The organism is Microcystis sp. M_QC_C_20170808_M9Col (genome assembly GCF_007095495.1).
In the GTDB taxonomy this organism is placed as follows: Bacteria; Cyanobacteriota; Cyanobacteriia; order Cyanobacteriales; family Microcystaceae; genus Microcystis; species Microcystis aeruginosa.
This window is the reverse complement of sequence record NZ_SFBZ01000210.1, coordinates 1-14300: the sequence shown is the minus strand read 5'-3', so window position 1 is coordinate 14300 and position 14300 is coordinate 1. Positions and strand designations below refer to the sequence as shown.

General features: G+C 41.8%; 13 protein-coding genes and 1 pseudogene. 5 read left to right on the top strand and 9 right to left on the bottom strand.

What is annotated here, in order from left to right:
• Nucleotides 1-388: 388 nt before the first annotated feature.
• A complete protein-coding gene (locus EWV68_RS12290) occupies nt 389-754 on the top strand; it encodes a DUF1815 family protein (protein ID WP_221275493.1) in 366 nt (121 codons plus the stop codon).
• 43 nt (nt 755-797) lie between these two features.
• Here the strand turns inward: EWV68_RS12290 and EWV68_RS12285 are convergent, their stop codons facing one another.
• The 6 genes from EWV68_RS12285 to EWV68_RS12260 form a co-directional block, all read right to left on the bottom strand.
• Nucleotides 798-1769, bottom strand: a complete 972-nt coding sequence (locus tag EWV68_RS12285; RefSeq protein WP_502705771.1) for a glycosyltransferase family 2 protein — start codon at nt 1767-1769, stop codon at nt 798-800.
• A 239-nt stretch (nt 1770-2008) separates the two neighbouring features.
• Complete coding sequence (locus tag EWV68_RS12280; RefSeq protein WP_287169936.1) at nt 2009-3286, bottom strand: glycosyltransferase; 1278 nt, start codon at nt 3284-3286, stop codon at nt 2009-2011.
• Between the two features lie 132 nt (nt 3287-3418).
• Nucleotides 3419-4489: a formylglycine-generating enzyme family protein gene (locus EWV68_RS12275; RefSeq protein ID WP_287169934.1), complete on the bottom strand. Its 1071-nt coding sequence runs from the start codon at nt 4487-4489 to the stop codon at nt 3419-3421.
• A 34-nt stretch (nt 4490-4523) separates the two neighbouring features.
• Nucleotides 4524-5498, bottom strand: a complete 975-nt coding sequence (locus EWV68_RS12270) for a methyltransferase domain-containing protein (protein ID WP_002791129.1) — start codon at nt 5496-5498, stop codon at nt 4524-4526.
• Nucleotides 5499-5776: 278 nt separating this feature from the next.
• The gene (locus EWV68_RS12265; protein ID WP_002791130.1) at nt 5777-5938 is read right to left on the bottom strand and encodes a hypothetical protein; all 162 of its coding nucleotides are present in this window, start codon (nt 5936-5938) and stop codon (nt 5777-5779) included.
• 95 nt (nt 5939-6033) lie between these two features.
• A complete protein-coding gene (locus EWV68_RS12260; RefSeq protein WP_287169933.1) occupies nt 6034-7524 on the bottom strand; it encodes a glycosyltransferase family protein in 1491 nt (496 codons plus the stop codon).
• A gap of 499 nt (nt 7525-8023) precedes the next feature.
• Here EWV68_RS12260 and EWV68_RS12255 point away from each other — a divergent pair, with 499 nt between their 5' ends.
• From EWV68_RS12255 to EWV68_RS12240, 4 genes are all read left to right on the top strand, one after another.
• Nucleotides 8024-9394 carry an ArnT family glycosyltransferase gene (locus tag EWV68_RS12255; protein WP_287169931.1) on the top strand — a complete coding sequence of 457 codons (1371 nt, stop codon included), beginning with the start codon at nt 8024-8026 and terminating at the stop codon, nt 9392-9394.
• A gap of 39 nt (nt 9395-9433) precedes the next feature.
• Nucleotides 9434-11038, top strand: coding sequence for a glycosyltransferase 87 family protein (locus EWV68_RS12250; protein WP_061433034.1), 1605 nt, complete (start codon nt 9434-9436; stop codon nt 11036-11038).
• Nucleotides 11039-11058: 20 nt separating this feature from the next.
• Nucleotides 11059-11916, top strand: coding sequence for a glycosyltransferase (locus tag EWV68_RS12245; protein ID WP_012266869.1), 858 nt, complete (start codon nt 11059-11061; stop codon nt 11914-11916).
• 203 nt (nt 11917-12119) lie between these two features.
• Nucleotides 12120-12590 (top strand): DUF4079 domain-containing protein, encoded by a 471-nt coding sequence (locus EWV68_RS12240; RefSeq protein WP_287169930.1) that lies wholly within the window; start codon nt 12120-12122, stop codon nt 12588-12590.
• A gap of 13 nt (nt 12591-12603) precedes the next feature.
• On the opposite strand, the pseudogene EWV68_RS12235 reads toward EWV68_RS12240, so the two are convergent.
• From EWV68_RS12235 to EWV68_RS12225, 3 genes and pseudogenes are all read right to left on the bottom strand, one after another.
• Nucleotides 12604-12971: pseudogene (locus EWV68_RS12235) on the bottom strand (zinc ribbon domain-containing protein); the annotation flags it as partial.
• Nucleotides 12914-13114, bottom strand: a complete 201-nt coding sequence (locus EWV68_RS12230) for a hypothetical protein (RefSeq protein ID WP_061433035.1) — start codon at nt 13112-13114, stop codon at nt 12914-12916. The pseudogene EWV68_RS12235 and the gene EWV68_RS12230, both read right to left, overlap by 58 nt.
• A gap of 358 nt (nt 13115-13472) precedes the next feature.
• A complete protein-coding gene (locus EWV68_RS12225; protein WP_287169929.1) occupies nt 13473-14027 on the bottom strand; it encodes a hypothetical protein in 555 nt (184 codons plus the stop codon).
• Between the last annotated feature and the right edge of the window lie 273 nt (nt 14028-14300).

Below are 14300 nucleotides of genomic sequence, written 5' to 3'. Positions count from 1 at the left end.
TCAGTCTGTAGAGCGACCATAAGACCAGAACAGAGTAAATCTGTTAAGGCAGGTGCGGAACCCCGCAAGGGAAAGAAGCAGAAACCTAAATCGTGAGGTTTGGGAATCACCGTCCGTTTTACGGCGGCGAGGATGTCAAAAACTTTAAAAATAGGCATGATGGGAATAGTTGGGATCGAGGGGGTAGAAAGACGGATAAACTGGTAGCTTTGTACTTACATATACTTGGCGATATCAGGAATTCACGCTACTCTAGGTATCGGGTTCTTTACATTTTGTTACTTAACATCCGTAAAAAAACCTGGTTCACATATCTTATTTTCTCAAAAAAGAATCTTAAAAAAGTATTAAGGTTTTATAATTGAGGAGTGTTGTCAGGAGGAACATTGTGTTTAAACGACTTGCAGAACAGCATCGCCAACTGGTGAAAGACTTAGTCATGGATTTACAGGCCTTAGCGATCGCACTAGAAAATCAAGGTTATCTAGCATCTTGCTACACCTGTGGCGGTCAAATGAACAGCGCATCCTTTATGGTCGGATTGGGTGAAACCCATCTAATTCGGTTTCTCGTGTCCGATTACGGCATCACCTGGACAGAAATGCGCGATGATCGAGAGTTAATGAAACTCGAAGGTGCGGAAGCCATCAGCCAACTACAGGAATTAGCCAATCTGATTAAATATCAAATTTCGCCGGCGGAATTTATTGACAAAAAACCCTCCTCCGTGCTGCAACAGTTAGAGACGGTTTAACCCCAGATGTTACCTAGACCTGTATGTTTAGTGAACTTTTTCCCTAACCTTTCAGCCAACTGTTAGCTAGATAAGCCATTCGTTTCATCTCTTTTCGTCCCCGGGAGACGGAATCGAGGATCATGCCACAGGTCAAACTTAAAAAGGCTAAAAGCATGATCGAGGCCGATAAAATAGCGGTGGGAAAACGTGGTACTAAGCCAGTTTCGAGGTATTCAAACAGGACGGGGATCGCTAAGAGGAGGGAAATAACCGCCAAAATCAGCGAGACAAGGCTAAAAAAGAGAAAAGGACGAATTTCTTTAAATAGTAGGATAGCGGTTCCCAATACCCGCCAGCCATCTTGAAAAGTTTTTAACTTACTTTGGGAACCTTCTGGACGTTCCCCGTAGAGGGTTGGTTCTTCAGCGAAGGGAATTTTTAATTCTAAAGCGTGGATAGTTAACTCGGTTTCAATCTCGAAACCATTGGACAAAGCGGGAAAAGATTTGACGAAACGACGAGAAAAGACGCGATAACCGGAGAGCATATCGATTAAACGCGCTCCAAACAGAAATTTCACCAATCCTGTTAAAAATAGATTACCGGCGCGATGACCGGGACGATAAGCCTGGGAGGATTTTGCCGCTTCCCGACGCGCACCGACCACCATATCTAACTGTTCCCGCAGCATTCGTTCAATTAAGCGTCGTACTGCCGCAATTTCGTAGGTATCATCACCATCGATGAGAATATAGATATCCGCTTCGATATCGGCAAACATCCGCCGGACAACATTGCCTTTTCCCGGTTGGATTTCCTGACGCACGATCGCCCCCGCTTTGAGGGCCTCGGTCACGGTATCATCGCTAGAGCGGTTGTTATAGACATAAATTGCCGCTTCTGGCAGAAAAGTTTGAAATTGGGAGACCACTTTAGCGATCGTTAGTTCTTCGTTGTGACAGGGAATAATCGCAGCGATACGGTAGTTTTGCAGGGAAATCGGCGGAATAGCAGTCATTTCGATCATCGTCAAGTTTTTTTGGTAGTCTTGTACCATTTCCGCCGCAAAGATTGGGTCAGCGACGACAATGGTAGAATTAGCGGCGGCATTTTGATTAAGCCATTCCATCCCCTCTTTGAGACTTAATCTCCAGTAATCGGTTTCCTGTTGACCCTGGGCCGCTTTTAAGTCCCGAGAATTAATGCTGCCAGAGGTTGAACGAGAGTTAAAAAGGGTTTGCGGCACTAGAGGCCAAGTTTTCCCTGGTTTTCCTATGGCTTGCCGGACTTTTCGGGTTTAACCTCCGTCACACGCCAACTGAGTTTTAAATTCATCCAGAAGTTCCAAACGGTAACTATAGCGATCGCTATTAAGTTAGCAATATAGCGATTAATATGTAAGACATTGAAGAAAAAGTTTAAGAGCAGGACGTTGAGGATCAAACCGGCCAAACAAATAAGATTAAATTTAAGAAAACGTTTGCAACGCTGCTGCCACTGATTTTGGCCGGTGGACAAATCGCCAAAAGTCCAGCGATCGTTCCAGAGAAAATTATTAATAATGGCCACCTCGGCGGCGATAATCTTACTGCGAGTTACTCCCCAAGCGAGGGTAGTGGGATCGCTGAGGAGATAAAAGATAGCCATATCGACGAATACGCCACTAAACCCGACTAAACTAAAGCGAAGAAAGCGAGCGAGGGGGAATTGCCAACGCCTTTTCAGGCCACCGAAACGACCGCGGGAACGCAATTTCAGCAAGTGCAGGATATATTCGATGTATTGTTGCCAGGTGACTTTGCTTTCACCGTCTTGACGCTCTTGGAAAACGTAACCCACTTCGGCGATCCGGTCGATATTGCCGCGGCCGATAACTTCGAGGAGAATTTTATAGCCCATCGGGTTTAAGATCGGGCCCGCGATCGCTTGTCGATTAACCATGAAATAGCCACTCATCGGATCCGATACCCGTCCCACCACGTTAGGCAGAATGACTAATCCCAACAGCTGCGCCCCCCGGGAGAGGAAGCGTCGAGTCAGACTCCATTGGCTGACTCCACCCCCTTCCACATGGCGACTAGCCAGGGCGAGATCGGCTCCGGCTCTGGTTTGCTCGAATAATTTTAATAACACTTCCGGGGGATGCTGTAAATCGGCATCGATGACCCCAAGGATGTCGCCCCGTGCCACTTGCCACCCCCGTACCACTGCCGAGGATAGGCCTTTTTCTCCCTCCCGGCGCAGCACTCGCAGCTGGGGATATTCAGCGATTAAAGACGCGGCGACTTCCCAAGTGCGATCGGGACTATTATCATCGACAACGATCAGTTCGTAATCGTTGGGAAGGGCTTCGTCCAGTATTTGACTGAGAATGTTGACTAATTGAACGATATTTTGCCGTTCATTGTAGGTGGGAATGACTAGAGACAGGCTGAGAGAATAATTTTTTTCTTCTTCTAAATTGCCGTCGTCCGGGGGAGGAGGAGATAAAGGTACCTGTAGATCTCCTGTGGGGGGAGTTAAGAAAAGATGAGACTGCTGTATCTTCATGAAAAATTTGACCTCACTCGCGGTTGATTTAGCTACAGACGCACTGACAACGGCAGAAGATTCTGAATGCTTTTGGCAACCTAACCTATTGAACCATACCTTTGTCGTCTCTTGGGCGGACACAAGCATTGATTAACCGATACTATCGGCCATGACTCGTAAACCCAAGACACTGTGGTGTTGATCGGGAAGGCAAAAGGTGCGATTGGCACTGCGTAGGTGCCTGGCTTCATCGCCCCAACTGCCCCCTCGCACTAAACGGGCGGAACGATAACGGGGCTGCAAGCGAGTATCCCTGTCTAACCAAACACTACCATCCAGGGGCGGGGTTCCCTCGTAATTGCGGTGCCAGCTATCGGCGCACCATTCGCCCACGTTGCCGTGCATATCGTAAAGACCGAAATTATTGGGGGCGAAACTGCCCACCGGGGTAGTCCTGGCCAGATAGGCGCTGGCTGGTTCTTCCGCGTAGGGATCATAGACGGCAAAGTAATTGGCCCGCTCGCTGGTGAGGGTTTCCCCGCAGTAAAAGGGGGTGGTTGTACCGGCGCGACAGGCGTATTCCCAGCGTGATTCACTCGCTAGTCGGTAATCTTTGCCGGTGGATCGGGAGAGTCTTTGACAAAATTCGATCGCCTCGTACCAGGAGACTCTCTCAACAGGCAAGTTATCGCCTTGGAAAAAGGAGGGCGCCGGGTTGAGTTCGAGATTAATTTTGGGTAGTTGGGCGATCGCTCGCCATTGTGCTTGGGTGATCGGGTATTTGCTCAGAAAAAAAGCCGCCGTCGTCAGGGAATTTTCTGGTTTTTCACTGCTAGTATGATCGCCTTTTTCCTCATTTTTCGAGCCTCGTAGAAAACTGCCCCCCGGAATAGCCACCATTTCTAGTTCGCTGCCGTTGCCTAAAGGTTCGCGCCAGGAGCGAGCGCTACCCTGACGGCGATCGATAATTTGCCCTTGACGATCAACGGTGACTGTTTCAAAGCTATATTCTGTCCACTGGAGATTTTGCGAATCTACTGGGCGAATTTGCCGCAAAAATTCCTCTATTGCCTCTATATTCTCGGCACTAGCTTGGTTTTGGTCGGCAGAATAACTGAGCCGAGAGGAGAGAAGGGTAGCTAGTCCGGCACTTCCTCCGGCTAGGGCCGCTAATTTCAGCAAACTACGTCGGTTTAAGAGGGGATTAGGGGGATAGTTCATGTTTTTAGGAGACTGGTCTGATATTTAGGCATTTCTAATCTTGATAGAAACGACTTTTTACTAAACAATAGGCTCTTTCATCGCCGTCACGACTGGCGGGATCGGAGTTTTCGGTATTACCTACTGTTATATAATCGCAAATTTCCCAGCCGGTTCGCTGTAAAATTCGGCGTAACCCGGCATTAGAAAAGATCCAATAGTTGGTAGAATCATTATTTGCTTCTAGTTCATCGAGTAAATAGGCTAGAGGAATCGCGGAAAGATCGACTCGATTAGCGGTATTACTCACCGTATTAAACTTAGTGACGCGGGTGCTAATCAGGCAATAATTGGCAGATTTCGCTAAGGTTTCGAGGGCATAGTAGGGATTTTTGAGATGGTATAAAATTCCTAAGAAGATGACTAAACTATAGCTTTTTTCGGGAAGCAGAAACTGGGAATCTAAGTTAACATCATGAATCTCCACAGAGGAAGAAAGAGCAGTTTTGAGCAGTTTAACTCCTTGCATCAGATTAAAGTTAGTAGGAGCGTAGTCAACCACCTGTACTTTACAGCCCAAAGATTCCAGAAAAAACGCCAGATCGCCATCGGCACAACCAATATCAACAATCGGTTTTTCCGAGATTAATTCTAGTAGAAAACGGTTTTTACCTGTTAATAGTAATTCGAGAATCTCGAAGCAGGTTAAAGTGTTGTAAGGATACCAGCCAAAATTGTCGGGAGCCAGTTTTTCTTTTTCGGCATCTAATTGGACTCGAAACTGGCGGGCCTTATTTTTGATCACGCTAATATCGAGAAGTTTCGGACTAATTTCTTGCAGTTCGGGAATGGTTAAGGATAACTGACCTAATCTTTCATAAAGAGCATTTTTTTCCCGAATCATTTCTTGTTTTTCTTGATTCAAACTCTTCAGATGATCTTTGAGAGAATCTCGTTCTTCAATTAAAGTCTCTCGTTCATCAACTAAGCGAGGATATTTCCAGAACTTAAGATATTTCTTGATTTTCATCTATCAATAGGGAGGAATTAATTTTACTAAGTTAGTCTAGGGAGTCTCTGGCTGTTGGATATTTTTACCAAAACCACGCCAATAATACCCTCGATCGGGATCATTTGTCAAGATATTTACCAAAAGTTTTGAGTTTTAAAGTCAGCTTATTATTGGCTTTTATCAAAATTAAGCTGAGGATTTGTGTGGATGATTTGTTTTTAATAATGATAGATTCGCGGTAACTTCCTTAGATAATTTTCCAAGATTTGGGAAAATCTAGACAATGGGGACAGTATTCAATCAAAATAGTGGTGGAGGATTTCCCCAGCATTAATTCCAAACCAAGCCTCATCTCCGTGCAATCCGGGGAAAGAGGAGAGGTTGACCGTCATGACAGAAATTATATAGATTAAAATTAGAAAACTTAGGTAAATTGGCAAGATTTTAACTTTTTTCATGATCGAAGTTATCCCGCTTACATAATTAAAATTTTTTCTCTGCTTTTTAGACTTATTTTTGACAAATTTAGCAAGTTTGCCAGAGATATATTATCCTACTCGCCAGCTTCTTTGAGATACTGATTGATATGATAATTCGGGTTAACTTGACAAGAGTTCGAGCGCCTGTAAACGCAAGTTCCGTTAAAGCATTTATCCCGTTGATAATCTCCGACCGCGGCAGTGTCTTGGTTAAATAATAGATAATTAAAATAAGGTTGTAGTTCCTCGAAATTTTGGTTATCTTTAAGGAAATAAATCGGTACATCTTGGTGTAAGTAAGCGTATCCCCCCGTGTACTGCCACGCCAATCCTTTTACTCCTAAACCGCACAGTTTTTTCTCGCTACTTAAATACTGATAGGCTTGTAATTGTCCGCCGTGGGTTTGCCAGTGAGTATAGCCCGGTTTTTGCCAAGGCGGTCCGAAATTAAAAGTCTGGTCGGTATTAAAACGCGCCGCCAACAACCAAGAGAGAAAAGCCCAAAGAAGTAAACTACTAAAAATAACGATAGTTTTGCCGGCGAGGGAACCTCGCATTAACGATAAACGCGAGACGAGAGTGGCAGTCCCCAAACCAGCGAGAATAATAATTAGTGGTAGGGCAGGGAACATATAGCGATATTCTTTGTGACCTAAAAAGCTGTGAGAGAGGATAATAACTAGGGCCAGAAGGGCGAGAATCCAGTGACGACGAGCAGCGATTGCACAGAAGACGAGGATCGGAAACAGCCACCAAGACCAATTGAGGGCTAACCAAGTAAAATATTGCTGCCAGGGGGATACGCCAAAACTATTAAATTTTCCTTCAAAAATATTAATCCAGATCAGTTTCCAAATCGATTGGAAGGGGGTGGACCAAGTGAAAGCGTCTAAAGCACCCCCCAGCAAAACCGGACCGATAAAACCGAGGGCAAGGGGCAGTAATTGTGGAAAATTTTTTTGTCTAACTTGATAAATGAGGGCGATGGCTATGGCAGGCAGTAAATGAAATCGAAGATAGGTGGTCAATCCGTAGAAAAACCCCGTCCAATACAGTCGCTGACGAGAGGGGGGATTTTTGCCGTAGCATCCTAAATAAACGCCGACTAGCAGGGAATAAGCGGCCATAACTTCGGTGAAGGCTTTCGGGGCAAAATAGATAAATTCAAACCAAATCGCACAAATACCGCCGGTTAGGATAGCGCCGGCCAAACCGATGCTTTCGTAGGCGATCGAGAATCCGATCCAAACGGGGATTAAAGATAGTAAACTGAGGAAAATCTTGACGCTGGCCAGATAGCCACTGGAGCCCTCGGAAAAACCAGCAGTTAACTTCATAATCCCGCCAAGAATGCCCGGAAATAACCAAGAACGAATCCCGTCCCGAAAATCCCAAGGTATCATCCCATTACCAAAAGCTAGTCGATGACCCTGTTCTAAGGTCTGAAAAATTTCATCCGGCCAGAGAATATTAGGATAAGAGAAAGCGGCATTTAGACGCAGGAAAAGGGCAAAAATAAGAATTAATAACAACCAAACTCTAGAATAATTTAACTGACGAATCATGTTGGCAACTAAGGTAAAGATGTTGGCTTTAGGGGAAAATATAGGGATTTTTAACGGGGTAATTGTTGGTACTCGGCTATCAAGTAGGTGGGTGGAATTAAATATAAGATGAACGTAGGTTGGGTTGAAGCATGAAACCCAACGCCCGATTATGTTACGCTACCGCTAACCTATCCTACAAATAATTGTGCCTCCCTACTTAAGCTAATGTTTTTTAGCATATTGCTGATGGTAATGTCAATCTCTTAAGTTATAGTTTAGTGGGGAGAAAGGGGGAACTTTTCTGCCAGAAATGAGTCCCTTGCCTAGAGTTGGCTATAAAGATGAGTTTGCCCTTTGATATCCCTGAGAATTTACGAAGGAGAAATTATCGAGATGACTTAACCTCGATAATCGGGTATTTAATCGATCTGGGTTTGCCAAAAAATTTAACCGTCAAACCATGATACAATAGCGCGGGTTCACCCCAAAAGATAAATAGCGAGCCAATTTCAGAATAATGCTGCAACGAGATTTTCCATTTAAGAATTTTGAAAAGTTTGATTACCGTCTATTTCTGGGTGTATTAATTACTGGATTAGGTTTTATCTTAAGATATTATCAGTACGATTCCTTGCCTCCCTATAACTGGACTCAAGATGAATTTGCCTTTGCTTGGAGTGGCATGAGTTTGATTCAAGAGGGAGTTCCTACCAGTTGGTCTTTCCTCAGTCCCACGGATGATTTTTTGGTGACAGTTTGGGAAAAAACTGCTGTTCGTTATCGTTTTGTTACCCCTTGGTTTGATCATCCTCCCTTGTTTGGATTAATTGTGGGTATGACGGCTATTTTATCGGGAGCAAAGGAATTTTTTGACTGTAGTTTAACAGTAATTAGAATTCCTTCTTTAGTTTTTGGCACTCTCTCTATTTTCTTACTTTATTTATTAGCTTTACGTTTGACTAATACCGGTGTGGCGATTATAACTTCTTTAATTTTTGCCACTAACCCCAATACGGTTTTTTTATCTCGTTTAGCAGTTAGTGAAAATTTATTATTATGTCTAAGTTTAGCGGTAGCAATTTTATTCCTTCAGTACGGTGAAAAGTCTCAAAAAAAGTATCTATACTTGGCTATAGTTCTAGGTGGTTTAGCACCTTTAGTTAAGGTGACAGGATTATATATTCTAGGTTCTCTAGTCGCTTTACTATTATTCCAAAAAAATTGGCGAGATAGCTTAATCGCTTCTCTGACGGCAGTTTTATCCTTTGGTTTGTATTACCTTTACGGTTGGTTTTATGATTTTAGTTGGTTTTTAACTACTCTCCAAGAACATAAAAATCGCTTTACGGATTTTGCTATGTTAAAAAATCTAGTTTTACCTACAGTTTTTTTTGAGGATGGTTGGTTAATTTTTAGTTGGATCACTCTACTGTTAGTTGCCAGATTTCCTTTGAAAATATCTAAAATACGATTAGTTATTTTTCCTATATTAATCTATACAATTCTTCTTATTTTTTCTGGCGCTCAAAGTCATTACTATGCTTGGTATGTAATTCCTTACTATGGATTTCTCTTTCTAGTGCTTGGTATATTCTTAGACGATTTTCGTAAAAACTCTGATTTTATCAGTGCTGCCACTATCTTTATTTTTCTTGTCGTTTGGTCGGTGAATTTAAATATTAAGGATTGGGTTTTGAGTTCCCCTTACGGTAGATATTACTTTATTATCGGAACGGCAATTACTTTAGGGGGATTTTTCTTTAATGATTTAACCGAAAAAAAATCGAAAAATTTAACTAATTTTGTCAAGATAATCATGCTGATCGTCTTTTTGGGATTGTTACTAGGTAATCTTAATCTCATCCTTAACTATAAATTGCCAAGTTAAGCTAGTAAAACTAAACAAATAAATCTTGAATTTTCAATTATGACAAACCTCAAACGTTTTCCACTTTCTCATCCCTTATTTTGGGCAATTACCTACTTTATTGCTTTGGGGATTATCTCGGTTATTTTAGGTCAAGATGTTAGTTGGGATTTACGAAACTATCATTTTTATAATCCCTATATGTTATTGACAGGAAGGTTTAAGTATGATGTCCTACCCGCGCAGATACAAACTTTTTTTAATCCCCTGATTGATGTTCCCTTTTTCGTCGCTGTTTATTATCTGAAACTGCCTCCGATTGTCGTGGGGTTTTTAATGGGAGGATTTCACGGGTTAAATCAATGGTTAGTTCACCTAATTACCTATCATTCCCTCGATAAAGTTTCCGAAAGATACAAGATAACTCTAAGCATAGCGGCAGCGATTACCAGTATTTTTGGGGCAGCCTATATTTCGGAGTTAGGAACCAGTATTGGTGATAATACCACCAGTGTGTTCGTTCTGGGAGGATTATTTTTTATAGTTAGTAGTTTAGGGAAAAATCTGCCAATTCCCTCTAAAAATCTTCTTTTAGCTGGATTCTTATTAGGATTAGCAACGGGGTTTAAATTAACCAATGCTTTATATAGTATTAGCTTTTTGGTAGCTATTAATTTTTTACCTAATTCTTGGTCAGAAAAGTTACGGAATTTAATTCTATCAATTCTCTCAATGGCCGTGGGTTTTAGTCTCACTGCTGGTTATTGGATTATCCTAATGTGGACAAAGTTTGCTAATCCTCTTTTTCCCTTCTATAATAAAATATTTCAATCTCCTTATATTGAGACCGACTACAATTTTAAAGGGATACAATATTTGCCTAAAGATATCTGGCAATGGTTGTTTTATCCTGTTTATTTTATCCAGAGACAAACTCTTGTCTCTGAGGTTCCTTTCCAAGATAGCCGATTAGCAATCACCTATTTATTGATAATTTTACTAATAGTAGTAATTATTTTTCGTGCTATTTCTAAGCGCAATCTATCCTCTGAACCTGACTTAACCCACGGTCCAGTTTTAGGGTTTTTACTGCCTTTTTCTCTGACCGCTTACTCTATTTGGTTAGTGGGATTTTCTATCTATCGTTATCTAATGCCATTAGAATTAATCACTCCCACTTTAATTATTTTGATTATTGCCTATCTTTATCCTCGCAAGAAACCATTATTAATCATAAACTTGGTAATATTTTCCTTAATTGTCACTACGGTTAAACCGATGGATTGGTGGAGAATGGGATGGTCAGATCATTATTTTGGTATCGATAGTCAAGCATTAAAACCCTACGAAAATTCCACGATTGTTATCTGGGGAGATGAAGGAACATCTTTTATCGTTCCTTATTTTCCCGCTTCGACTCGTTTTGTGAGACTCAAAGGCAATACTGGAGTCAGTGAGGGAACTTTAATGCGAAAAAATGCCGAGACATTTATTGCTAATACTCCCCCAGAATCTCTCTACATTCTCCAGACGGACTTTAATAAAAAATCGTCTGATATAGTGGGTGATTTAGCGAAGGAAAATCTCGTTATTGACTTCCAAAGTTGTCAACCCTTTCCCAGTAAAATTGAAAAATTTAATCTCTGTCGTCTTCAGAAAAAGTAATTCTCTACCTTTTATCTGTAATGATTTATCTATTGACCGTCAACTACAATTGCGCGGAATTAATTAAGCGTTTAATCGCTTCCCTCGACGATGACTTATCTGCTACTCTCATCATTGTTAACAATTCCACTGAAGATAAAAATATCCAATCTTTAGCAGCGCAAAGAGTCAAGATTATTGAAGCGGGGGAAAATTTAGGATTTGGGAAAGGATGTAATCTGGGACTTGATTGGATTTATCAACAAGACAGAGAAGCTATCGTTTGGTTAGTTAATCCTGACGCTTACTTATTACCGGACTCTCTGGAGAAAGCAAGCAAATTTTTTCAGCAATATCCGGAAGTTGCCATCGCTGGTACAGAAATTTACGAACCGGATGGTAAAATCTGGTTTGGTTGGGGAAAATTTAATGCCAAAATCGGCACAATTAACGTGGTGGAGGAATCCTTAGACTATGGAGATAAACCCTATCTTATTCCTGACTGGGTGACGGGATGCAGTTTATTAATTAATTTCTCTAATTTTTCCACTTGTCCCCATTTCGATCCCGATTACTTTCTCTACTACGAAGACTTTGATTTTTCCCGAAGATACGCAAATCAAGGCTATTTAGTCGTTGTTACCAATCAGATTAAAATCATTCATGAACCATCTTCTATCACCCGTCGCTATGGTTATCTAAGACTAACTCATAATATCTATAGTTATCTTCTCAGTCTCGAAAAACATACGACTTTAACTATCCTTGTTTATCGCTTGCTGCGGATGAGTTTTATGTCTTTACTGATCCTTCCCATTAAACCAAAATTCTCCCTAGCCAAGCTGCAAGGAATTCAACTCTATTGTCAAAGAATTATCACTAAACTGCGTCTAGGTTGAAACCCTTAGTTTTGCCGCTTCAGGCATTATTCTTACTAAATCCTGTTTAAAAGCTATAGGAGAGCGGGGAGTGGCGAGTAGTGGTGATGGTGAGCTATCTTGCTGATCTAGTCTGACAAGTATAATCACCCGAAAAATAAGGAAGAGTGAGCGATTCATGTTAATTTTTATTAAGAAGCGATCTTTGATGAGAACAGACAACTATGAACTTCGAGATTCCCAGTGCCGTAAAAACTTGGTCACAATTTGGCCATCCCATTCTCATGTGGGTTTTATTAGGATTAACTATCTATGCCCTCTATTCGGGGCTACAATGGCGACGGACGCGTACAGCAGATAAGGACCTAAAAAAACAATTATTGCCCAAGGATTTTCGCACTAAACACTATCAAATTGGCTCCCTAATCCTCGCTTTAATGGTCTTGGGGACGATCGGGGGTATGGCGGTGACTTATATTAATAACGGTAAATTATTTGTCGGTCCCCATCTGCTGGCCGGTTTAGGGATGGTGGGTTTAATCTCGATCAGCGCCGCTTTAGTACCTTTAATGCAAAAAGGCAATGAATTGGCCAGAATCACCCATATTACCCTTAATGCCGTCATTTTAGGTCTTTTTGGCTGGCAAGCCTTCACAGGAATGGATATAGTCCAGCGTATTCTCAGCAAAATTTGACATACTCCCGCCGTCAAGCTACGCTGTGACGGGGGATTCTTGACCTATCACTATCGGAAATTCCTTGTTCAACGAGACAGCTTAGATTCTCAATGTCTCCACTGAAAATCCATAGGTCGGACTCTCCCCCCCCTTGCCCCCCCGACCCCCCCGATGTCGGGGGGGCAAGGGGGGTGGGGGGTTTGGGTCGGTTTCTGTTTGCCCAACAGTACCGTTGAGATGATTTCCCAAATATTTCAACCCTTTTTTAAGAATGTTGATCGCTGCATTATGATCCCTATCTAAGATTGTTTTACAGTTAGGACATTGATGAGTTCTAGTGCTTAATCATTTTTGAAATCTCGTCCCACAAACTGAACAATCTTGGCTAGTGAAATTTGGAGATCATTGCGGGTTGTCCCCTTATTGTCCATCCAATGACGAACACAAGAGTTACGCACAAACTGAGAAGTTTTGATAGCTTCATCAAGCCGGTGATATTGCTCTGGGGTTCCGTTTTTTAGCTTTGCTTCTACGACTAGCATCTAACAATTCTCGACCATTGGTTAAGTAGATTATAACACAGTTTACTTACAAATGGTAGAATTAAAATCGTGCTTCGCAGTCAATATCTTGGTCGGATTTCATCCCCCGCAAAGGTTGATGTCTTGTCGAAAAATTTAGCGGGGGCATTCATCCGACATTTTAGGTAAGAAACTTTGAAAATATAGGATGCGTCTGATGACGCATCCAACCCTAAAAAGTGCTTTCAAAGTTAATCACAAGTTATAGAATCTTTCTGACGGGTAGAAACAAAAAGCAAAAAATCAGATAAAGAGATATAGCGTTTCTCATAAAGATGAAGTGTAACCTAATGTAGTCGTGCAAAATAAAATGAGATGACTATTGAGGAGAAGACAGGTCGCGGAAAATCTGGCTGGCGATGGCTGCACTGCGGCGAATTTGTTCAATTTCGGAAAGATTTTGCCAATTTTCGGTTTCTATATTGGTTTCGCTCTGGCCATTACGCATAGTATAGGCGTAGGGACGAGCAAAAACCTGTAAATCTTCTGGAGACCATTGGGGAAAGAGATCGCTAAGACAAACAACAAGGCGATCAAGGTTGTCTAATTGACTATTAACTAGATTTTCAGCGCTTTCTACTAGACGATTTAAATGTTCGGCCGGCAATAAAGAGGCAAATTTATCAAAGATATTAGACCGGTGTGAAACGGAAACTGTCGGGAATTTTTGGTGTAAACTATTAAAGAATCTATCAGCTTGTGCTTCGATCGCCGTCGCTTCCAGTCCTTCACACAGAGAAAAAGGCGTTTCTGTCAGGTCTAAGGGATCATGACTCTCAACAGCGGTTACATCCCAGGGATAGGTGACTTCTTCTTCGATCAGGATTGCTAGAAGTTCCGCGGTAATCTGTTCGGATAGGGATAAATGGCTCATAAATAACACTCCATATTTTAGCCTTTGTGGTGTTCAATGAGTAACTACATCTCGGTTTTGACAATTTCCGAAGCTATTAACAGACTCCTGGTGCAAGTCAGGCAGGAGGCACTCTTGCCATAGTAGCAATAATTAACCCTTTAAACAGGATTTAGTATTGTAAAGTTTCAATACAAATATAGTCATATATAGTCATTCATGGTAATATGTACAGACAAAACTATCGGACTAGGCAAAAAAAACAGGAATAAGTTATCGAACGGCTTGGAGGTG

Bases quoted from the DNA above. Each gene is read 5' to 3' on its own strand.
- EWV68_RS12245 (WP_012266869.1), top strand. From the start codon at position 11,059: ATGATTTATCTATTGACCGTCAACTACAATTGCGCGGAATTAATTAAG.
- EWV68_RS12260 (WP_287169933.1), bottom strand. From the start codon at position 7,524: ATGATTCGTCAGTTAAATTATTCTAGAGTTTGGTTGTTATTAATTCTT.
- EWV68_RS12225 (WP_287169929.1), bottom strand. From the start codon at position 14,027: ATGAGCCATTTATCCCTATCCGAACAGATTACCGCGGAACTTCTAGCA.
- EWV68_RS12280 (WP_287169936.1), bottom strand. From the start codon at position 3,286: ATGAAGATACAGCAGTCTCATCTTTTCTTAACTCCCCCCACAGGAGAT.
- EWV68_RS12265 (WP_002791130.1), bottom strand. From the start codon at position 5,938: ATGAAAAAAGTTAAAATCTTGCCAATTTACCTAAGTTTTCTAATTTTA.
- EWV68_RS12275 (WP_287169934.1), bottom strand. From the start codon at position 4,489: ATGAACTATCCCCCTAATCCCCTCTTAAACCGACGTAGTTTGCTGAAA.
- EWV68_RS12250 (WP_061433034.1), top strand. From the start codon at position 9,434: ATGACAAACCTCAAACGTTTTCCACTTTCTCATCCCTTATTTTGGGCA.
- EWV68_RS12240 (WP_287169930.1), top strand. From the start codon at position 12,120: ATGAACTTCGAGATTCCCAGTGCCGTAAAAACTTGGTCACAATTTGGC.
- EWV68_RS12255 (WP_287169931.1), top strand. From the start codon at position 8,024: ATGCTGCAACGAGATTTTCCATTTAAGAATTTTGAAAAGTTTGATTAC.
- EWV68_RS12230 (WP_061433035.1), bottom strand. From the start codon at position 13,114: ATGCTAGTCGTAGAAGCAAAGCTAAAAAACGGAACCCCAGAGCAATAT.
- EWV68_RS12270 (WP_002791129.1), bottom strand. From the start codon at position 5,498: ATGAAAATCAAGAAATATCTTAAGTTCTGGAAATATCCTCGCTTAGTT.